General features: G+C 47.9%; 20 protein-coding genes. 12 read left to right on the top strand and 8 right to left on the bottom strand.

All coding sequences use genetic code 11. The features are described from left to right. Positions 1-187: 187 nt before the first annotated feature. The 3 genes from PTW35_RS09355 (at position 188) to PTW35_RS09345 (ending at position 2503) form a co-directional block, all read left to right on the top strand. Positions 188-820, top strand: a complete 633-nt coding sequence (locus tag PTW35_RS09355) for a phasin family protein (protein WP_281024751.1) — start codon at positions 188-190, stop codon at positions 818-820. 77 nt (positions 821-897) lie between these two features. Continuing rightward, on the top strand, positions 898-1257 hold the full coding sequence (locus tag PTW35_RS09350; protein ID WP_039461284.1) for a phasin family protein: 360 nt from the start codon (positions 898-900) through the stop codon (positions 1255-1257). A 355-nt stretch (positions 1258-1612) separates the two neighbouring features. Then, a complete protein-coding gene (locus tag PTW35_RS09345) occupies positions 1613-2503 on the top strand; it encodes an alpha/beta hydrolase (RefSeq protein ID WP_281024750.1) in 891 nt (296 codons plus the stop codon). Between the two features lie 90 nt (positions 2504-2593). Here the strand turns inward: PTW35_RS09345 and pbpG are convergent, their stop codons facing one another. The 7 genes from pbpG to fdhD all read right to left on the bottom strand — a co-directional run bounded on the left by pbpG (position 2594) and on the right by fdhD (position 9783). Beyond that, complete coding sequence (gene pbpG / locus PTW35_RS09340; RefSeq protein WP_281024749.1) at positions 2594-3484, bottom strand: D-alanyl-D-alanine endopeptidase; 891 nt, start codon at positions 3482-3484, stop codon at positions 2594-2596. Positions 3485-3594: 110 nt separating this feature from the next. After that, the gene (locus PTW35_RS09335) at positions 3595-3951 is read right to left on the bottom strand and encodes a hypothetical protein (RefSeq protein WP_281024748.1); all 357 of its coding nucleotides are present in this window, start codon (positions 3949-3951) and stop codon (positions 3595-3597) included. Between the two features lie 200 nt (positions 3952-4151). Next, entirely contained in the window at positions 4152-4787 is a 636-nt protein-coding gene (locus PTW35_RS09330) for a TetR/AcrR family transcriptional regulator (protein WP_281024747.1), read from the bottom strand. 82 nt (positions 4788-4869) lie between these two features. Further along, the gene (locus tag PTW35_RS09325) at positions 4870-5388 is read right to left on the bottom strand and encodes a DUF2505 domain-containing protein (RefSeq protein WP_281024746.1); all 519 of its coding nucleotides are present in this window, start codon (positions 5386-5388) and stop codon (positions 4870-4872) included. An 11-nt stretch (positions 5389-5399) separates the two neighbouring features. Next, positions 5400-7385: an SDR family oxidoreductase gene (locus PTW35_RS09320; RefSeq protein ID WP_281024745.1), complete on the bottom strand. Its 1986-nt coding sequence runs from the start codon at positions 7383-7385 to the stop codon at positions 5400-5402. A 566-nt stretch (positions 7386-7951) separates the two neighbouring features. Further along, positions 7952-8866, bottom strand: coding sequence for a helix-turn-helix transcriptional regulator (locus PTW35_RS09315; RefSeq protein ID WP_281027476.1), 915 nt, complete (start codon positions 8864-8866; stop codon positions 7952-7954). Then, complete coding sequence (gene fdhD, locus PTW35_RS09310) at positions 8866-9783, bottom strand: formate dehydrogenase accessory sulfurtransferase FdhD (RefSeq protein ID WP_281027475.1); 918 nt, start codon at positions 9781-9783, stop codon at positions 8866-8868. Before fdhD ends, PTW35_RS09315 begins: the two co-directional genes overlap by 1 nt. 284 nt (positions 9784-10067) lie before the next feature. On the opposite strand from fdhD, the gene PTW35_RS09305 reads away from it, so the two are divergent. The 9 genes from PTW35_RS09305 (at position 10068) to cobB (ending at position 19849) form a co-directional block, all read left to right on the top strand. After that, entirely contained in the window at positions 10068-10538 is a 471-nt protein-coding gene (locus PTW35_RS09305) for a DUF3305 domain-containing protein (RefSeq protein WP_281024744.1), read from the top strand. Continuing rightward, on the top strand, positions 10528-11259 hold the full coding sequence (locus PTW35_RS09300) for a DUF3306 domain-containing protein (protein ID WP_281024743.1): 732 nt from the start codon (positions 10528-10530) through the stop codon (positions 11257-11259). The genes PTW35_RS09305 and PTW35_RS09300 overlap by 11 nt, the downstream gene beginning before the upstream one ends. Before the next feature lie 360 nt (positions 11260-11619). Continuing rightward, positions 11620-13281, top strand: coding sequence for a 4Fe-4S binding protein (locus PTW35_RS09295; RefSeq protein WP_281024742.1), 1662 nt, complete (start codon positions 11620-11622; stop codon positions 13279-13281). Between the two features lie 9 nt (positions 13282-13290). Continuing rightward, entirely contained in the window at positions 13291-13896 is a 606-nt protein-coding gene (locus PTW35_RS09290; RefSeq protein WP_281024741.1) for a molecular chaperone, read from the top strand. Between the two features lie 178 nt (positions 13897-14074). Further along, positions 14075-14275 carry a hypothetical protein gene (locus tag PTW35_RS09285; RefSeq protein WP_039461274.1) on the top strand — a complete coding sequence of 67 codons (201 nt, stop codon included), beginning with the start codon at positions 14075-14077 and terminating at the stop codon, positions 14273-14275. Positions 14276-14288: 13 nt separating this feature from the next. Further along, positions 14289-17144, top strand: a complete 2856-nt coding sequence (locus tag PTW35_RS09280; protein ID WP_281024740.1) for a formate dehydrogenase subunit alpha — start codon at positions 14289-14291, stop codon at positions 17142-17144. A 12-nt stretch (positions 17145-17156) separates the two neighbouring features. Next, positions 17157-17774, top strand: a complete 618-nt coding sequence (gene fdh3B, locus PTW35_RS09275; protein ID WP_281024739.1) for a formate dehydrogenase FDH3 subunit beta — start codon at positions 17157-17159, stop codon at positions 17772-17774. A 105-nt stretch (positions 17775-17879) separates the two neighbouring features. Further along, the gene (locus PTW35_RS09270) at positions 17880-18956 is read left to right on the top strand and encodes a formate dehydrogenase subunit gamma (RefSeq protein WP_281024738.1); all 1077 of its coding nucleotides are present in this window, start codon (positions 17880-17882) and stop codon (positions 18954-18956) included. 182 nt (positions 18957-19138) lie between these two features. Next, entirely contained in the window at positions 19139-19849 is a 711-nt protein-coding gene (gene cobB / locus PTW35_RS09265; RefSeq protein WP_281024737.1) for a Sir2 family NAD+-dependent deacetylase, read from the top strand. Between the two features lie 75 nt (positions 19850-19924). Here cobB and PTW35_RS09260 read toward each other — a convergent pair whose 3' ends face one another. Beyond that, a complete protein-coding gene (locus PTW35_RS09260; RefSeq protein WP_281024736.1) occupies positions 19925-20368 on the bottom strand; it encodes a PACE efflux transporter in 444 nt (147 codons plus the stop codon). Positions 20369-20446 lie beyond the last annotated feature (78 nt).

The raw sequence follows: 20446 nt of genomic DNA, 5'->3' as shown, positions 1-20446 counted from the left end.
TTTTTTATCTCTTTGATTCATAGCGTTTTTTCTGGCCTGCTCTGTGACAAATCTCACAATCATACCCTTCGGCGCGATAAAGTGTTGTTTTAGGGAGAACATTCTAATTGAAATTCGTAAATTACATACAAGCAGTCAGGCAATACCCACTGGCTGGCACTATCGCAATAGTATGGAGGGGAAACTGATGGGAATTTTCAAACAGACTGCGGAAGAATCAAACAAAGAGCAGATTCGTGACGCAATGGTATACAACATTTGGTTGGCAGGCCTTGGTGCTTATGCCAAGAGTGCTGAAGAAGTTAATCAGTTATCAGACAAAGGTAAGAGCCTGTTTGATGAGTTGATTGAACGTGGGCGCGCAGTGGAGTCAAAGACGAAAGAGCGTGTTCACACCGCACGAAGCCAGACTTCAGTGGCGATTGAAGAACGCATGCACAACATGGTTCAGAAATTCATTGGGCTGGATAACGAGCGTCTTGATCGTGTTGACGACAAGATCGACCAGCTAACCGCTAACATCGAAGCTCTTGTTGAACGCCATAAGGCACAAGCTGAGAAAAAGCCGGCAGCTCGCAAGCGTCCAGCTGCGAAAGAGACTGAAAAGGCGGCACCTGCAGCCAAGAAACCAAGTGTTGCACGTCGTAAAACAGTAAAAGCGGCTCAGCCTGTTCCAGAGGCTAAACCAGAAGTAGAGAAGAAAGAGGTCGAAGCGCCGGTAAAGCCGCAGACCGTAGCAGCAACTAAAGCTGTTGCGGAGCCAAAAGCAGCAGCTGAAGGCACCAAGCCAGCTGAAAGTGCAAAACCTGAAGTGGTCTAAGCATAGCTATCAATAGATATGCAGCCGTAAGTTCAATCGCGCGTGCTTAAAGTAAGATAACGCAAGAGGATATGATTATGAGCAACAATACAGTAGTGAAAGCGGCAAAAAATGTCGTTGAAAGTGGTGAAGGCATTGCACGTAACATTTGGTTAGCAGGCCTTGGTCTTTACAGCCGTAGCTTGGAAGAAGCCCAGCAAATCAACGAGAAGTCAAACCAAATGTTTGATGAGCTTGTTGAGCGCGGGAAAGAAGTAGAAATCCAGGCGAAAGAGTGCATTGGTAAGAACACGGAAAAAGCAACAGAGGAAGTAGAAGCAGGTATGAATGATCTGTTCTACCGCCTAAGTGGCGTTGACCGAGAGAAGCTTGAGCGTATGGACGAGAAAATCGACAAACTGACTCAAGCCGTTGAGAAATTGGCAGAAGCAGAGTAACTGCCAATACGGAGCTACGTTTATGCCAGCCAGACAATAAGTAGCTCCGGGCTGAGCAACCGTTCCCAGTCTGCAGGTTGTGAAGCCTTTAGGTTGCGCGTGGGCCATGCACGCGCACCTTTTTTATTATTTTTTCTGCCTTCGGTGGTAGAGCTTTTTTACACCCTTGAAAACAAGATTTTTTACCTTAAATAACAGAAAAATAGACACTTCTTTTAAAATATCATCATTTTTTTACTACGAGATATTGACCAAACCGCTTGTTTAATTCTAACTTTGTAAATGAATTGTAAAAGAGGTGGTGTATATGGATAGTTGGCGTAATAGGGCTTTCAACAAGGTTTTATTCCGTATTATGCGGCAACGTCTTGCAAATTGTGAATCGACCGAAGAAATGCGGGATCTCATTTTATCAATTGATAACTATGGGCCTTTTATTGCGGCACCAAAAGGGATGGAGATTACACCAACTCGTTTTTCAGATGTGCCTTGCGACTGGGTCGACATGCCCAAGAGCAGTGGTAATAAGATCATTCTCTATTTTCACGGTGGCGGCTTTTGTTTCCACAGCCCGAAAATCCACAGTGCTTTTTTAGCTCGTCTTGCGAACTATACCAATGCTCGGGGGTTGATGGTTAACTATCGCCTAGCACCTGAGAACCCTTATCCTGCTGCTCCCGATGACTGCTTTGCGGTGTATCGCGGATTGCTGGTTAAAGGCTACCATCCCCACCAAATTTTCTTTGCCGGCGACTCAGCCGGTGGAAACCTAGTGCTGACAACCATGCTACGTATCCGGGACGCTAAGCTGCCGCAGCCTGCAGGGGGGATCATGATGTCACCTGTAACAGATATGGCTGTCACGGGGGCATCGGCATTCAAGAAGTGCAAGGATGACCCTTTTTTCGACTTGAGTACCTTGCTACTGATGCGTAACAACTATATCGGTATGCAAAACCCCTGTGATCCAGATATCTCTCCCTATTATGCTGACCATCATGATTTGCCGCCGACATTTATTACCGCGGGCACCGAAGAATTATTGATGGATGATGCGACGCACCTTGCTGAGCGATTAGGGCAGGCCGGAAATGATGTGACGATCAATGTCGTGAAGGGGGTGCCGCATGTTTATCCGCTATTCTATCAATTGAGCGAAGCCAGGGATGCATTGAAGCTAATGACTGCCTTTGTGCGAGAAAAGTTCAAGGAAGCGGGCGAATCCATCGATAAGAAAGCCAGTTAATATCCAAGCCGTAGCGTTGTCGGCGCTACTCTGATAACAGAGCCCAAATGCTGAGGGCTCGTGTTATTGATCCACGCCAGGCGATTGGATTTAGTTTGTTAAGGTCGAGAGCTTTTGCTTTTGGTAGTGCATAGCTGACTCCGATACTCTGCCACTGTTACCGCTCTGCAACCATTTTTTAATCCTTCCTGCATCGCCTATAGGTGTGAGTTTACCGTAGGCATCTAAGGTGACAATCAGTAGCTGCTTGCCTTCCACCTCGGTGATCATCGCCAGGCAGTGACCTGCAATATCCAAATAGCCGGTCTTACTCAGCGCAACGTCCCATTTTTGGCCTCGTACCAGCGCATTGGTGTTGGTATAACCCAACTTGTACCTAGGCTTCTTGAAATAGGCGGTATGCACTGGAGTGGTGCTGTACTGTCTGATTTTTGGATAGTCGTAGGCTGCCTTGATCATTTTCGTAATGTCGGCAGCGGTAGAAACGTTGTCAGGGTTCAAGCCGGAGCTATCGACGAATACCGTGTCAGTCATACCCAACGACTTGGCTTTGGCGTTCATGGCCTTGATGAAGGCACCATAGCCACCAGGGTAGTGTCGGGCTAACGCTGCCGTGGCAAGGTTCTCAGAAGACATCAGGGCGATGTGCAGCGCTTCGCCCCGGCTTAGGGTAGAACCCATCCGGATCCGTGAATAGCCGTTATAGATCCTTTCTTTGTCCAGCTGTTCAAAACTGATGGCTTCATCCAGCGCAAGATCGGCATCCAGTACCACCATGGCCGTCATGACCTTGGTCAAAGACGCAACGGGCATGATGATATCTGCGTTTTTTTGGAAGAGCGTTTTGTTGGTGTCGAGATCGGTCACAAACGTACTCACGGACGCAGTCTGGATATTGTCAGTGTTCAGTTTACTGGCATGGGCCGCTGATACGGCTAGGGCCAAGCAGACGGCGATAAAATGATTGAGATGGCGAAACAAAACCACTCCTTGTTGATATAACAGTGTATGACATAGAGATACTGACAAGGGTAGCTTGGGGGTAGGTGATGGTAAAGTCAGTTTACGGTTAAGTGTAGGGTTGATGCCCCTTAGTCTACTTTGTCTTCCCACCACTGGTACATGCAAAAGACAAAACCTAAGGCTCCAAGGGAGATCATCAGTTGCAGAGCGAACTCATTGAGTAGATTGGGCTCGAAGGATGAGGCCATGATTGCTATCGTTGCAAAGGCATAGGCCAGGTAGCCCCAGGAGCTGGCGCGGTAGAACTGCAGTATTTCCAGCGCAATAAATAACAGTGAGGACGCGATATAGAAGCGGTAGAATTTAGCGATGATATCGGTATAGATTTCACCCGCGAATCTAACCATTAGCCAGTGAAAGCACGCGTAAAATACAACAATACAGATAGTCGATTCTGATAGGCTCTTAATTAACTTAACGTTCATCCACAATGTTCCAAAAATAACGCATAACAACAGAATGACATACTCTACCTGATGATGTTATTTCAAAGTGTAAGAGTGTATTTTTAGTTAAGTAAAAGATTGAAAAGTATTAGGAAAAACAGCTTTTAATAAATAAAATAAAACACCCCGTCAATAGATGGGGTGCTTTGATATATTTGGCCGTTATTTTTTTGCGGCAATTATGTCACTAGCTCCGATACCAAATCCTGGTGGGTGAAGAAAGGGGACTTCGCATTTTCTGTCAGATAAGGCTCTACCATCGAGATCAAACGCAGTACTCCTGAGCGTGCCAGGTCACTCTCGGTGTAGTGATCATCTAGAAGTGTCTGGTAATTAAGCCAGTTCAGACTCACTAGCAATAAGTTATCTGCCAATAGAGGCAGGCTTTGCTCATCACATTTTAGCTTGCCCAAGACAACGAGGTGTTTGAGCATGTCATTACATAAATGACGGAGCTTAAGGATCAAGCTTCTGATTTTGCGCTTAATCTGTGGGTTTTGGCCATTTAGGCTGTCCAAATTTCTGAACAAGAAGCGGTAATGGGTAAATAAAGCCATTACAGTGTGCATGAAAGGCCAGTAATCATCGAAGTCCTTGACCTGACTTGCATATTCATTGCTGATGGTTGTCAGTGAATTTTGCAACTCGGTGACCAGAGTGGCAATAATTTCATCTTTGCCGCGGAAATGGTAATAAAGGTTTCCTGGGCTGATCCCCATCTCGGTGGCGATGATTAATGTACTAACTTGTGCAACACCATCACGATTAAACAGCTCAAGACTAACTGACAAAATCCTATCTTTGGTTTTCATCATCTTTTCCTTGTTATTCGAGCTTCACATCCGGCAACCCCATTAATAGCATTATTTGGGATTGCCGAAGGTGACGGGGTGAACGTTATTGTTCTTCAGCGACAAGGTGAGGTAGTACTTCACGCAGGAAGTCGTACTCAGCTTGCATCTGATCTTTCATGTCACCGCAGATAAATGAAACGAGCGTGCTACCTACCAGAGGGATCGCAGACTTCACATCCATTGTCACATGATTCGATGTTGTGATTCCCGGACGAGTCGTCGGTTCGCTGAACACCATCTGGCCAGTAATCGTTGCCGGTACACCCAAGATCTCAATCTGCAGCTTGCAAATCAGCTGATCATTTTCTTGCCAGTGCCATGACTCGGTCTGCTTGATAGTATTGAAGCTACCTAGCAGGCTTTTAAGTACTGCAGGCACATTGGCAGGCATATCACGCTGGGTTTCAACACGGAAACCATCTTCGGTTTCCTCAAGCTTGTTGATACGAACGTTTTTACCGCCAAGTTTCTGGTATTTCTCAGTGATGAGCTCTTCTTCACTGAAATAACGCAGCAAGGTATCAAGATCTTCTTTGTAATCGTGGATAACTGAAACTTGCATTGCTTAATTCCTTACATATGTATTTCGCGCATGATGCTGTTGAGCGCAACAACATCGGCCGACGGTTGCTTAGGCTCTGCCTCTTCGCCGTCATGCTTGCCGTGATTTGGGTTGTAGCCTGTAGCCATCAGCAGCTCACCCAGTTTCGGATATACGCCATGGACGAAGGCACCCAGTAGGCCAAGCTTGGTCGCAATGCGTTTAGGCTTCTCGATAATCGCTTTGATAATCAAGTCAGCGGCTTCTTCTGGAGTAAGCAGCGGGATACCACCTTCTGCTTCACGGTAATGATCGGAAATCATACGTGTCTCAACAAGAGGCATATTGATGGTGGTAAAGTCGATTCCCTGGCCGCCCAGCTCAGTACTCGCGGTACGGGTAAAGGTATCCAATGCTGATTTCGACGCGGCATATGCCGAGAACAATGGCTGGTTGGTCAACACCGCAATCGAAGAGACGTTGATGATGTGGCCTTCGCCGGCTTCGATCATTTCTGGTAGGTTACCCAAAATCATACGAAGTGAACCGAAGTAGTTGATTTGCATGGTTCGTTCGTAATCATGAAGGCGGTCAGTCGCTTTCTCAACCGAACGGCGGATAGAGCGCCCTGCATTGTTGATCAAGATATCGACTTTGCCGTGATCATGTTTAATCTGCTGGATCACCTCTTGAGCCGGTGCATCTTGGCTGAGGTCGCACTGGTAGATAAAGGCTTGGCCACCCAAGCGTTCAATCTCATTACGAACTTGTTGCAGACGCTCAAGGTCACGGGCAATCAATACGAGACGGGCTTTGGTCTTCGCCAGTTTGATAGCTGTGGTGTAACCAATACCTGAAGAGGCGCCGGTGATCACTACGACTTTGTCATTAACACAACCTTGTAGGGTTTTCTCGACATGCAGTTCAGGATCTAGGTTGCGCTCCCAGTAGTCCCAAATCTTGTCTGCGTAATCCGCTAGGCGAGGGCAACAGATGTTGCTGTCTGACAGTGCATTTAGCGTGTTGCTGCAGTCAAACTGCGTCGGGTAGTTGAAGTAGGTCAGCGCATCTTGCGGCATGTCCATTTCTTTACTGATGGCATCAATAAAGCGCTTAAGCACAGGGACTTGACCTAACTGGGTCCAGAAGTGCGACGGGATCATACGGAATACACGCATGTCCAGGCGCATCGCCATGCGCGGCGCATGGCCAGCTTCGGCGAATAGGTTGATTACTTCGCCAGAGCGGTATGGATCCGGGTCGACGATATGGAAACACTGGTTATCCAATTCAGGTTTGTGCGAGATATGGTCGATAGCATCGGCAACATAATCAACAGGCACTAGGTTCAGACGACCGCCCTCAAGGCCAAGAAGAGGAGCCCATTCAGGAAGAGCGCGGCGTAACTTCTGGATAATCTTAAAGAAGTAGTAAGGACCGTCGATGCGATCTGCTTCGCCAGTTTTCGAATCACCGATCACGATACCCGGGCGGTAGGCACGCCATGGGATTGTCGATGTTTCTTGTACCAGTTTTTCCGCATTGTGCTTAGTTGAGAAGTAAGCGTGCTCAAGGCCTGTTGCTTCATTGAGCATGTCTTCGCGGAACCAACCACGGTACTGGCCCGCAACAGCAATTGAACTGAAGTAATGGAAACAGCCAGCATTAATGCGCTCGGCGAAACGTAGTGTGTGTTCCGTGCCGTCAATATTGGCGCGCATCATATCTTCCTCGCTTGCAGTCAAATCATAGATGGCCGCAAGGTGGAAGAACTGGTCAATTTTTCCAGTCAGCTTTTTGGTATCTTCCGCTGAGATACCCAAGTTTGGTTCGGTAATCGAGCCCTTGATGCAGTGAAACTTGTTCTTAGGCAGATTATGTTTTTCTAACAGAGCTTCCAGTCTATCTTCAGAAATTTTGTCGTAGTTTAGCAGGTAGATATCACCAGGACGTTTAGCCAGACGTTGTAATAACTGAGAACCGATAAATCCAGTTGCGCCGGTAATGAAATAATTCATGACCACTCCTTACGCGGTATTTATTTTACATTCAATTGCAGAGTAATTAACTGGTCAGATGACCGATTTCAGTGTGCATCTAGTGGCACAATTCCTCAAAGAAAAACCTATCAAATTGTGGCCTAGATCAATATTCTTAAAGGGTATTTCATATTTTAGAGTAATTGCTCACATTTTTTCTTTTTGGGTTTCATTTGTCACATCAGACCAGTGATAAATCTCGTATATATGACGCATGATAAATATTAATAAATTCATATAGTTGAAATAGCTATCTATCTTGACTTTATTGAGTGAACTATCTGTAAAGGATTAAGTTTTAAGCATTAAAGGTGTGCCAAAAAACATCAGACCAGAGAAAAGCAATGTTCGGGAGAGCATTGGCAAGGCTGTTGGCAGGTTGTGATTGCAAACGTTTGTTGGTGTAGGAGGGTGAGGGCTAAATGATTGCACTTTGCTGGTGGCGGTATTAAGTCGAAACTTGGGTTTTGCTATCTTTATACGTTTGATTTAACTCGGGGAAAGTAAAAAGGGGCATTACGCCCCTACATACAGAAACCCGAAATTTATTTGCCGCTCCAGACCTGCTGACCGCTACGGCTGAAGTTGTAGCCGCCGAGTTGGTCGCCTCTTGCCTGGATATGGCCATCTCCCAATGCGTGCAGCAGCTTTTGTTGCAGCTCCCTAAAGTAGATGTTTTTGGGGAGCACGAGCTCAAAGGCTTCGGTGCAGAGAGGAATAAACCCAAGGCCGACTTCGCCCGCGGTGCTCTGGCCCGCACATCCCACATCGGCATCCCCCCTGGCGATATAAGATGCAAGCTCACGCTCACTGTTGCAGGTATCAACGCTGTTAAGCATGTCGATGGTAAAGGCATGGTTGTGAAGCCATTCCGATAGCGCCCTCATACTGCCAGCGCCTTCTTGACGCAATGCCCAGCGCCAGCGGGAGGACAACAGTTCCTGGGGCTGGATAGAGCGACTATTGACGCAGTCGGCAATCTCCCGCGAGACAACCAGGCCTTGCTGGCGCTCGAAGGCATGAATAAGCACCCAATTTCGGTGGCCACTGTATTGCTGCAGCAAAGCAGGATGACGGAGGCTGGCTTCTTCTGCATGGCCCCAGTGAATGGCGCACATATCGACATGGCCTTTGCTCAGCATTGCGAGCCCCTGACGGGTGCCGGTAGAGGTATAGCCGATAAGGGCTGTGCTACCAAGTTTGTTGGCCATGTCACCTACGATCATTTGTAGCAAGGGATCATCCGAGCCGGCAATCAACAACCGATCATTCAAGACGCCATTGTGGCAGGATTCGAGTAGCCATTTATCAAGCAGCGCCTTTGGGAATAGCCATTTGCCTGTGACTTTCGTTGCTGGAAGCAACCCATCATTTGCCAGCGAATAGACTTTCTTTTCGTTTAAATCGAGGTACTCGGCAACTTGTTTGGCATTCATAAACTCAGGGTAGGCGCTATCCATCATTTTTCGCCTTGTTGCTGGTGGCTTGTCTGCTGTTGATCGGTATCACCTTTGTGTGCGGGCTTATTGGCATCATCGAGCGATTCGCTAGCGGTTTCTCCTTTGATATCAAGGACGAGGTTTTCCACGCCGTTGTATACCTGGAAGCGGTGTCCCTTGGCTCGGGCAATCATAGTGATCCCCAGTTTTTGCGCCAGCTCGTAACCCATCTGGGTTGCCCCTGAACGGGAGAGTAAGACCGGGATCCCCATTTGTGCAACCTTGATGACCATTTCGGAGGTCAACCGGCCGGTGGTGTAGAAAATCTTATCGGAACCTTGCTCGCCCTTGAGCCACATTTCGCCAGCAAGGGTATCTACCGCGTTATGGCGGCCAACATCTTCGACAAAAGAGAGAATAGCGGTGTCTTTGCACACCGCGCAGCCGTGTACGGCACCGGCGGCCTTGTAGGTTTCGTTGTGGTGGGTCAGTGCCTCAAGCAAGCCATACAGCTTAGATTGCCGAATGCGTGGCTGGGGAAGCTGGACCCCCTCGAGCTTTTTCATTACGTTGCCAAACATTGTGCCTTGACCGCATCCGGACGTAACGGTTTTCTTTTCCAGCTTTTTTTCTAGCCCGTCGGTATTTTCGCGGGTGATCACGGCAGCCGAATTGGTTTCCCAGTCGATGATCAGCGATTCGATAGCATCGATATCTTCGATAAAACCCTGGTTCTTGAGGTAGCCGAGTACTAAAGCAGAAGGGCGCTCGCCCAAGGTCATCAGGGTAACTATTTCAACCCAGTTCAAATAAACCGTAAGAGGGTGCTCACAGGCAATTTCTTTCTCCATCATATCGCCATATTCATCCATAACCTGAACGGTCATCGTCTGATTAACAGATGAATTTGTTTTAATTATTTTTGGCAGTTGGTTCATCAAATTATCCTGCTGTTGATGGTGATTATTTTGTGGCATCTAAAGGAGGCCTTCCTGTTGGATGGGTACATGTATACGCAACACGGTCTGGAACGTCTACTTTTAAAACATAGATTAAGTCGTTGTCTTGTGTATAAGCAAACATCATTCCAACTTATTTGTATCGGGAGATGTCGCGGTTTTTGGAATGGCTTATTAAAGTTGGTCTGTTATTTGCTTGTAGGAAGTATTCACGTGTTAACCGAACCCAAGGGTTAACGGTTCCAACCAGCTAAGGAGCGAATGTGCCTGAACAATATAAGAATGAGTCGCTGTGGCCGATAGCGTTTCGCTTGGTGTCGCAAGAGAAACAAATTGGGCGTTGGACAACACTTTCTTGGTCTATTGAAGACGTTTGTCTGTATGACGAAGATGAAAAAGCCGCATTGGCGAGGCTGGACGATGGATATGTCATGCCACTGGAATTACATCGCCATGAACGCTCGGACTATCGTTTCAATCTTAGCTCTCGTGATCCGCACTTATTCATTGTTTGTGAAGAAGAAAATGAACAGCTATCGCCCTTGCTTATCACCGCGGCTCAAGGGCTCGCCAGCAGTTATATGGATGGCGACTATCAGGTTCTTCATATCAAAGCTCCTTTGCAAATCCAAGCCTGGATGGAGGCATTCATAGGTCGTCACGGCGAGCAAATCGAATATCGCCGTAAACGTTGTAAGAACAAAGAGCAAAAAGGGCGTTCTAGTGGCAACTAACTTCTTTCAGCGTTGGTCTCAGCGCAAAATCAAGGCCAAGGATGAAGGCGAAGTTGAATTAGAACAGGAGCTTGTCGAACAAAAATTGCCATCTTCCGTTCTAGATAGCCCAAGTGACAACGAGGTTGTGGAACGAGAGAAAGATGACAACGGTTCTGAGTATTCCGCTATAGATACCGCAGAAGAACAGGCGGATGCATCACTGCCCGAGTTAACCCTAGCCGATGCCGCAAAGGTGACATTTGACTCTGGAGTATCAACCTTTATGAAAGCAGGGGTTGAAAAATCTGTGAAAAAAGCGGCTTTGCGCAAGCTGTTTCACTCTGATGAATTCAACTATATCAGTGATATGGACGATCACACCGAAGATTTCTCCAATGTACCTGTGCTTGATACCAAGGTAACTCAGCAGCTACGCCAATGGGTAAACCATGCTGCTGAAAAGGTAGAGGAAGCAATCAATGCCCCTAATGCTCCACTGGCAACGGAAGATGGGGCTCATTCCGTCGCGGCAATTGCAGATCAGCGAGGGAACGATACACCAGATGTCTTGCCGACTGACGAATCTGCAGAGGCGGCTGAAGCCGATGTTGAAACTGGTGTTGCATTCACCATCCCTACTGAAATGGTGAAAGAAGAACCCGAAGCTTTAACAGGAGCTGGGGCATTTTCTGATGGCAAATTGGTTAAAAGGGCCAACAAAGGTTCGCAAGAAGGATAAGTTAAATTTGCCTATGTCGTTGATGGACCAATGGCAACGTCATAAAAAATTGAAAGTCAGTCAGCCATCATTCGATGAGCGAAATATAAGCAACTGAGACAAAAAGGGAAAAATACCCTTAAAAATGATCGGGACATTTTGGCGCAATAGCTTCCAGGTAGTGGGACAAATTGTCGCTTTTGGGCTTGGTCAATGTGTCCCAAAGAGATTATGGCTCCCTATAAGTCATTTTATTCCGTGAAAAGTTGGATCGGTTATTGCTCTAGTAATGAGTATGAAGCGCAGCGTTAAGAAAAATCTTTTCTAAACATAGCGTTTCAATCGCCACTGACTAACGGTGACGAGTAGACAGGAATAATAATGTTAAATAGTACACTAAAAGCACTTTCTGCTTACGATGAGCAAAATGGAAAAGCAAGACTGGCCGCTATCAATGGCACCGTTGAGCTTTCCAATCTAATTCCACCAACGGTTTCTTATGAAAGCCGGGGGAATGTGTTGCTCGTTGGCGCAGAAGAAGTCATTACAACGCTTGAAGCGCAGTTTGCTTCGTTAAAGTCGGTAACCCTGCTTGCCACAACGAAAGCAGATAACAGTGACAAGCGAGACAATCTTTATTTTGCTTCTAAAGTGACCGTCAAAGGTTACTTGGGCGCATTTGAAGTGTCTTGTGATGTAGAGAGCATGTTGACGACAGTGAATCTGGCAAAAGTGGCCATTGGCCAAGAGTGCTTTGATTTGATCGTGGATATGACGGAAACCGGTTTATCTGACGTTGAGATTTGTGCACCTGGTTATTATGCCGTTGGCACGGGTAGAGCAAAACTGGCTAATGTGGTTGATGATCTCCCTGCGATGATTGGCACATTTGATAAGCCGAAGTATTTCCGTTTGGATCCTGAACGTTGTGCACACTCTTCACGAGGTGTAACTGGGTGTGAACGTTGCGTTGATGCGTGTCCCGCTGGTGCACTGTCAAGTACCGGTGATCGCATAGAAATAAACCCATACCTTTGCCAAGGCGTGGGAACTTGTGCCACTGCGTGTCCGACAGAAGCCATTTCTTATGCGCTACCTGATCCGGCCAACACTCAGCACTTTGTTTATCGATTACTGGAAAACTACCGAAAAGCGGGTGGTGAATCGCCAACGCTGCTTTTCTATGGCAATCGAGACCAAGCAACGGTTAACGAAACCCTTGCAGAGCTTCCTGAGTCAGTCATTCCTGTTGCGTTGGAAGAGTTAGCGACAGTTGGGATTGATACTTGGTTTAGTGCCCTGGCTTACGGTGCTCATCAGGTGCTTTTGGCAACCCATACCTCTTATATTCCTGACACTATCGATCGTGTGCTTCGCAATGAGCTTGCAATCGCTCAGTCGTTTTTGGCTGAAATGGGTTATGAGGTTGAGCGTATTACTTTGTTTGATTTTGCAGAGGCGAAAACCTTTACCGGTTTTGATGCTGCTCTATTGAATATTGCAGCTCCCCTTGAAGGGAGTAAACGCGAAAAGTTGTTTACTGCTCTTGATGCTCTGTATGAACAGGCCAGTGTGAAACCTGCACACTCTGCGGTTGCAGAAAATGCACCTTATGGTTCGGTTGATTGCCGGGCTGAGGATTGCACCCTTTGCATGGGATGTGTGTCTGTCTGTCCGACACGAGCTCTACATGCCATTGGTGAGCGTCCCGGCTTGCTGTTTATTGAGCAAGATTGTGTGCAATGCGGTATGTGTGAAAAGGCATGCCCTGAAAAAGCCATTACTCTGAATCCGGGAGTAACTTGGAATGCTCAGGTTCGTCAAGAAGCACAAGTTCTGCACGAAGAGGAAGCGGCGTGCTGTACCAGTTGCGGTAAACCGTTTGCACCGGCTTCTATGGTGAAGATGTTGACTGAAAAGCTGCAAAACCACTCACATTTTCAGGGAGAGGCGATTCGTCGTCTGAATATGTGCGAAGACTGTCGTGTTCGCGATATTTTCTCGACGATCGTCGATGATCCTGAAAGTCAGTTAAACGTGTAGGAATAGCAAATGGAATCAGTACTACAAACTCGTCAAGAAGAATCTGCACTGCGCGTAGAAATCTATGGTTTGCTGGCCCATCTGTTTCGCAAGGCACCGGACCAAACCGTTTTGGATTGGTTTTCTGCGTTGGATGTGGAAGCGAATCAACATGCTGGAAGCCAAAATACCATGGCAGCTGCTTGGCCTGTTGTGAAATTAGCTGCTCAGACGACATCGGTGTTGGCGGTTGAAGAAGAGTATCAAGACTTGTTCATTGGCATTGGTCGCGGAGAAATCGTGCCTTTCGGATCATGGTATCTGACCGGTTCAATGATGGAAATGCCTCTGGCCCATCTTCGCCGTGATCTCGCCCAACTAGGTTTTCAGCGCGATGAAAGCGTAAAAGAGCCGGAAGATCATATCGCAGCCTTGCTCGAAGTGATGGCGATGCTGGTGGAGGGAGGAGACAAGCATCTGCAGCAAGTCTTTTTCAACCGTCATATCGCTACTTGGTTTGAGCGGCTGTGCAAGGATCTTAAAGTGGCTAGCAGTGCAGTGTTTTATAGCGCGGTTGCCGAGCTTGCTTTGCAGTTCCTTCTGGTCGAAAAAACACGATTGGTAGAGGTGAACTAGACTTTACCTAATTTTCATTTTGAGTGACGACGTAACCGCTACCAGCTTCGAATGAGGGTGCTCAGGATGTCGCTGAGGAAAAGTTGACCGTCGTTATTATTACGAAAAACTTAGCAAAAAAATTGATTTCCAAAGCGAGGAATTCGGATTTGGAAACACGATAAAGGAGCAAGCTTTTATGAGTGAGCAGAATAAACCTAATCAGAGCCGTCGCCAGCTATTGAAAAATATTGGTTTGAGTGTGGCTGCTGGTACCGTTATTGCGGGTACGGCAACGGCGGTTCAGGCAAAGGTTGAACAGCCTGAAAACAATAAAAATGACAATACAACTGGCTATCGCGAAACCCAACATGTTCGCGATTACTACGAAACCTTGTAAGGCGGAGCCATAAATGAAACTGACAAAACGTTCCGACAACGTAAGCAAGGACGAAAACCAGCTGGGTATTTCGCGTCGTTCCTTTATTCGTAACTCTTCACTGGCGGCTGCTGGTGGAATGGCCGGCGCGAGCTTGTTTGCGCCGGGTATGATGAAAAAAGCCGAAGCCAAGGAGGTTGATCCTAAGGCGCCGGTAGAAGTGAAGCGTACTATCTGCTCCCACTGCTCTGTTGGCTGTGGCATTTACGCTGAAGTGCAGGAAGGTGTGTGGACCGGCCAGGAGCCAGCTTTCGATCACCCATTCAATGCTGGTGGCCACTGTGCGAAAGGTGCGGCACTGCGTGAACACGGTCATGGTGAGCGCCGCATTAAATACCCGATGAAGCTGGTCGATGGCAAATGGAAAAAACTGAGCTGGGAACAGGCGCTCAACGAAGTGAGCCAGCAAGTGATGAAGATCCGCCAAGAATCGGGTCCGGACTCTGTTTACTGGCTTGGTTCGGCGAAGCACAACAACGAGCAGGCTTACCTGTTTCGCAAGATGGTTTCGCTTTGGGGAACGAACAATGTTGATCACCAGGCCCGTATCTGTCACTCGACCACAGTTGCCGGTGTAGCAAACACCTGGGGCTACGGGGCGATGACCAACTCGCTTAACGACATGCACAACTGTAAGTCGATTCTGTTTATTGGCTCTAACCCAGCCGAAGCACACCCGGTTGCAATGCAGCATATCCTGATCGCCAAAGAGCGCAACAGCTGTAAGATTGTGGTGGCTGATCCGCGCCGTACCCGTACGGCGGCAAAATCAGATCACTATGTATCCTTGCGTCCGGGTTCTGACGTTGCCTTCATTTGGGGGGTGCTATACCACATCTTCAAAAATGGCTGGGAAGACAAAGAATTCATTCGCCAGCGCGTTTGGGGGATGGATGAAGTTCGCGCCGAGGTGGCGAAATGGACACCAGCAGAAGTCGAGCGTGTAAGTGGCGTCGCGGAAGCGGATGTATACCAGACCGCGAAACTGCTCTCCGAAAACCGCCCAGGCTGTGTGGTTTGGTGTATGGGGGGAACCCAGCATACCACAGGTAATAACAACACCCGTGCCTACTGTATCCTTGAGCTAGCCCTTGGCAACATGGGTAAATCGGGTGGCGGTGCCAATATTTTCCGTGGTCACGATAACGTTCAGGGGGCAACGGACTTTGGCGTGCTTTCTGACAACTTGCCGGGTTACTACGGTCTTTCTGAAGGTGCTTGGAAGCACTGGGCGAAAGTATGGGATGTGGACTACGAATGGTTGAAGGGTCGCTTTGACCAGGCTGAATACCGTGGCAAGAAACCAATGAACAATGCCGGTATTCCTGTTTCGCGCTGGATTGATGGCGTGCTTGAAGACAAAGCCAACATCGAGCAGAACGACAACATCCGCGCCATGTTCTACTGGGGCCATGCGGTGAACTCGCAAACCCGTGGTACCGAAATGCGTAAGGCGATGGAAAAACTGGATATGATGGTGATTGTTGATCCGTATCCAGGGGTTGCCGCGGTAATGAACAACCGCAAGGACAATGTTTACCTGCTACCGGCAACGACGCAGTTCGAAACAACCGGATCGGTAACCGCGACCAACCGCTCAATTCAGTGGCGCGATCAGGTGATCGAACCTTTGTTCGAATCCAAACCTGACCACGAAATCATGTACCTGCTGTCTCAGAAGCTGGGGCTTTCCGAACAGTTGTTCAAGCACATCCGTGTTGAGAATAACCAGCCGGTGATTGAAGACATCACCCGCGAGTACAACAAAGGTATGTGGACTATCGGTTACACCGGTCAGAGCCCTGAGCGTCTTAAAGAGCACCAGCAGAATTGGCACACCTTCCACAAAACCACCCTTGAAGCCGAGGGCGGTCCTGCGAACGGTGAGACCTACGGTCTGCCATGGCCATGCTGGGGTACGCCGGAGATGAAGCACCCGGGTACTCATATTCTTTACGATACCTCGAAAACAGTTGCCCAGGGTGGCGGTAACTTCCGTGCCCGTTTTGGTGTGGAACGCAATGGTGAAAGCCTGTTGGCTGACGACAGCTACTCACTGGGTTGTGAGCTGGAAGATGGCTACCCAGAGTTTACCGACAAGATGCTCAAGCAACTGGGTTGGTGGGACGACCTGACAGCCGAAGAGAAGGCCCAGGCCGAAGGCAAAAACTGGAAGACTGACCTGTCCGGTGGTATCCAGCGCGTTGCCATCAAGCATGGATGTATTCCGTTTGGTAATGCCAAGGCCCGTACCGTGGTATGGACATTCCCGGATGCTGTTCCGCTGCACCGTGAACCGCTGTACACGCCGCGCCGTGACTTGGTAACGGACTACCCAACCTGGAATGACAGCGAAGCCATGTTCCGCCTGCCAACACTGTACAAGTCCATTCAGGACAAAGACATGTCTGGTGAGTACCCGATTGTTCTGACTTCTGGTCGATTGGTCGAGTACGAGGGTGGTGGTGACGAGACGCGTTCTAACCCATGGTTGGCAGAGTTGCAGCAAGAGATGTTTGTTGAGGTGAATCCGAAAGACGCCAATGATATTGGCTTCAAAGACGGTGAGATGGTTTGGGTTGAAGGTGCCGAGAAGGGGCGTATCCATGTTAAAGCCATGGTGACCCCGCGTGTGAAACCGGGTATGGCGTTCATTCCGTTCCACTTTGGCGGTAAGTTCCAGGGCGAAGATCTCCGTGGACGTTATCCTGAGGGCTGTGCGCCGTTTGTCTCTGGCGAGGCGGCCAATACGGCGACCACCTATGGTTATGACCCTGTAACGCAAATGCAGGAAACCAAAGTAACCCTCTGTAAAATCTCTAAAGCGTAAGGAGTCATTCTGATGGCACGTATGAAATTTCTTTGTGACTCTAAACGTTGTATCGAGTGCAACGGTTGTGTGACAGCTTGTAAAAATGAAAACGATGATGCGCTGGAGTGGGGTATCCAACGCCGTCGAGTGGTAACGCTTAACGACGGCCTGCCGAATGAAAACTCCATCTCGGTGGCCTGTATGCATTGTAGCGATGCGCCATGTATGGCGGTGTGTCCTGCCGACTGTTTTGTGCAGACCGAGGACGGCATTGTTTTGCATGACAAAGATCTCTGCATTGGTTGTGGCTATTGCCTGTTTGCTTGTCCGTTTGGTGCGCCGCAGTTCCCTAAGCAAACGGCATTTGCTGAACGCGGTAAGATGGACAAATGTACCTTCTGCGCCGGAGGTCCGAATGTGGAGACTGGATCGATTGAAGAGAAACAGAAATACGGTGCTAACCGTATTGCTGAAGGTAAGTTACCTATGTGTGCCTCTTTGTGTTCGACTAAGGCGCTGTTGGCGGGGGATGCAGCCAAAATCTCCGATATTTATCGCGAGCGTGTCGTTGCTCGCGGGGCAAAAGAAGCGGGTTGGGCAAGTACTGACGACCTTGCCTATGACGCCTCTGAGGTGCGCAAGGCTTAAACCGAGCCATTGACTCAGTGGCAATCACGCGTTGATTTTGCAAGCTGTGATTGCCACTTGTATAGAGATCTGAACATAACTGTTGAATTAACAGTCGGGAGAAATATGACTAAGCGAATTCAACACTGGCTATTCTTGCTGACCACAGCCTTGGTATTGATGTTTTCACTATCGGCGGCAGCTAGCAATGAATCCAGTGCTAACACTGAATCTGAGCGCTTGGGCGAATCCGTTGTAAGGCATGAAGTTATCGGTTATGCCGGTGCTGACTATTGGCGTGCGGTCAAGGATGGCCAAGAGGGCTATACCACGTCTAAGTCACCTGAGCATGGTGTGCTGATTAGTGTTCCGGGACAGACCTGGTTCATTATGAAAGAGAAGTGGATGTCACCGCTTGGTGCATTGGCGATTTTTGGTAGCTTGGTGATGGTGGCGTTGGCATATGTTGTTGTCGGTCCTCTAAAGCTGAGTAAGCCTAAGACAGGGCGTAAAATCAAACGCTGGAGCCGACTCGATAGGGCGCTGCACTGGAGCTTGGCGTTTACTTTCCTGACACTAGCTTTCAGTGGCTTGACTTTGGTCTACGGTAAGTACTTTATTAAGCCGATCGTGCCTACAGAGCTGTGGGGCTGGGTCATATACGCGGCCAAGCAATATCACAACTATATTGGTCCTTTATTTGCCTTCTTTTTGATCGCCGTTCTGGTTAAATGGTGGCGTAAGAGCATCTTTAATAAAGTTGACATGCAGTGGTTCATGAAAATGGGCGGCATGGTTGGCAAGCACAAGGGAAGCCATCCATCGGCGGGGTTCTCCAATGGCGGTGAAAAAGCAATTTTCTGGCTGTTGATTTTCTTTGGTGCTTTTATCGTAGCGAGTGGATTCGTGCTCGATTTCCCGATCTTTGACCAAACCCGTCGTGATATGGAGCTGTCCCATCTCGTCCATATGCTATCGGCGCTGGTATTGATTTGTGGCTTTATTTTCCACATCTATATTGGCTTGTTTGGTATGGAAGCCGGTCTGGATGGCATGATCACAGGGGAGGTTGATGAGACTTGGGCAAAAGAGCACCATGACCTCTGGTACGAAGAAGTCAAAGACTTGCCTGAAAATCAGCCCGGCTACGATGATAAGGTCGAAGCGGCCAAGAAAGGCAGTGCTACTCAGGATAATGTCTAACGACAGACTATAGCGGCAAAACCGGCAGCAACCCTGCCGGTTTTTTTATGGCTTTACATCCTAACGCACTATAACTTTTTATTTGTTGTCTATAATTAGACTAATGTCGTAGACGTTTTGCTTATAACCACATGAAAACAATGGTATAAAGCTTATAAGAGAGATGAAGAAAGGACACGGCTATGCTTTTCCCTTATCGAAATATTGTTGTACTAACAGGAGCGGGTATCTCTGCGGAGTCAGGCATCCGTACTTTCCGTGACCAAGATGGGCTGTGGGAAAACCACCGCATTGAAGATGTGGCAACGCCAGAAGGATATTACCGTGATCCGGCACTGGTACAGAACTTCTATAATCAGCGCCGCCAGCAGTTAGAGAGCGGGACGGTATTTCCCAATGATGCTCACAAAGCGCTAGCAAGGCTAGAGCAAGAACTCGATGGCAAAGTTACTATCGTAACCCAAAATATTGATAACTTGCATGAAATGGCCGGAAGTAAAAACGTTATCCATATGCATGGGGAACTGTTGAAAGCGCAGTGTAGCGAAACAGCTCAAACGGTAGAGTGGAGCGGTGATATTACGCTTGATGACCACTGCCACTGCTGTCAAATGCCGGCTCCTATGCGACCTAATGTGGTTTGGTTTGGTGAAATGCCAATCGGAATGGATAGGATCCATGAAGCTTTGATGGAAGCTGATCTATTCATTTCCATTGGTACTTCCGGTGCCGTATATCCTGCAGCCGGTTTTGTACACGAAGCAGCGATGCACGGTGCACATACCATTGAACTGAATTTGGAGCCAAGTGAAGTAGAGAGTGAGTTTGCCGAGAAACGCTATGGCCCAGCTTCTTTGTTGGTACCTAATTTTGTTGATGAAATCCTAGGCTAGATTACTGAGTATCAAATTTCTCCAATACAACGCCCGCATAGCGCGGGCGTTTGACCGTTTGAGCTATTTATTAGCTCAGCATTCGGACATACTTGCTTTGACAGGCAATGGCTTAGTGAAGAATTTTGCCTTAGCGTGATCATATATCCAGTTATAGATAATGGCGTACAGTAAAAAGAAAATCACTATTCCCAAGTCCAAAATAAATACAGTCCAGAAATCGAGCTGCAATACCCACATCAAAACTGGGATGGTGATAAAGATCAGCCCGCCTTCAAAACCTAAGCCATGAAGAATACGGGTTTTAGTCGTTCTATTTAGGCGATCTTCTCCTGCAAACTTATCGAACAGCACGTTGTAGATGTAGTTCCACGCCATTGCAATCAGTGACATTGCAACGCTTAGTCCACCGACAACGGCTGGGTTATGCCTGGTGAAAATCGTGGCTGCCCCCATCAAAATCACAAGGGCAAACACTTCAAATAGCACGGTGTGCAAGATACGTTCTTTAATCGTCATAATTATAATCCTGAGCTAATGTTATGCGTGCATAATATCGCTACTCATGATTCAATCTAGTTAGTTATCATCACTTTT

This window comes from Photobacterium sp. DA100, from assembly GCF_029223585.1.
Taxonomy (GTDB): Bacteria; Pseudomonadota; Gammaproteobacteria; order Enterobacterales; family Vibrionaceae; genus Photobacterium.
Note: the sequence above shows the minus strand (reverse complement) of the source record. Positions and strands in the feature narration are given on the sequence as shown.

Bases quoted from the DNA above. Each gene is read 5' to 3' on its own strand.
- PTW35_RS09355 (WP_281024751.1), top strand. From the start codon at position 188: ATGGGAATTTTCAAACAGACTGCGGAAGAATCAAACAAAGAGCAGATT.
- PTW35_RS09350 (WP_039461284.1), top strand. From the start codon at position 898: ATGAGCAACAATACAGTAGTGAAAGCGGCAAAAAATGTCGTTGAAAGT.
- PTW35_RS09345 (WP_281024750.1), top strand. From the start codon at position 1,613: ATGCGGCAACGTCTTGCAAATTGTGAATCGACCGAAGAAATGCGGGAT.
- PTW35_RS09335 (WP_281024748.1), bottom strand. From the start codon at position 3,951: ATGAACGTTAAGTTAATTAAGAGCCTATCAGAATCGACTATCTGTATT.
- PTW35_RS09330 (WP_281024747.1), bottom strand. From the start codon at position 4,787: ATGATGAAAACCAAAGATAGGATTTTGTCAGTTAGTCTTGAGCTGTTT.
- PTW35_RS09325 (WP_281024746.1), bottom strand. From the start codon at position 5,388: ATGCAAGTTTCAGTTATCCACGATTACAAAGAAGATCTTGATACCTTG.
- PTW35_RS09320 (WP_281024745.1), bottom strand. From the start codon at position 7,385: ATGAATTATTTCATTACCGGCGCAACTGGATTTATCGGTTCTCAGTTA.
- PTW35_RS09315 (WP_281027476.1), bottom strand. From the start codon at position 8,866: ATGGATAGCGCCTACCCTGAGTTTATGAATGCCAAACAAGTTGCCGAG.
- fdhD (WP_281027475.1), bottom strand. From the start codon at position 9,783: ATGAACCAACTGCCAAAAATAATTAAAACAAATTCATCTGTTAATCAG.
- PTW35_RS09295 (WP_281024742.1), top strand. From the start codon at position 11,620: ATGTTAAATAGTACACTAAAAGCACTTTCTGCTTACGATGAGCAAAAT.
- PTW35_RS09290 (WP_281024741.1), top strand. From the start codon at position 13,291: ATGGAATCAGTACTACAAACTCGTCAAGAAGAATCTGCACTGCGCGTA.
- PTW35_RS09285 (WP_039461274.1), top strand. From the start codon at position 14,075: ATGAGTGAGCAGAATAAACCTAATCAGAGCCGTCGCCAGCTATTGAAA.
- PTW35_RS09280 (WP_281024740.1), top strand. From the start codon at position 14,289: ATGAAACTGACAAAACGTTCCGACAACGTAAGCAAGGACGAAAACCAG.
- fdh3B (WP_281024739.1), top strand. From the start codon at position 17,157: ATGGCACGTATGAAATTTCTTTGTGACTCTAAACGTTGTATCGAGTGC.
- PTW35_RS09270 (WP_281024738.1), top strand. From the start codon at position 17,880: ATGACTAAGCGAATTCAACACTGGCTATTCTTGCTGACCACAGCCTTG.
- cobB (WP_281024737.1), top strand. From the start codon at position 19,139: ATGCTTTTCCCTTATCGAAATATTGTTGTACTAACAGGAGCGGGTATC.
- PTW35_RS09260 (WP_281024736.1), bottom strand. From the start codon at position 20,368: ATGACGATTAAAGAACGTATCTTGCACACCGTGCTATTTGAAGTGTTT.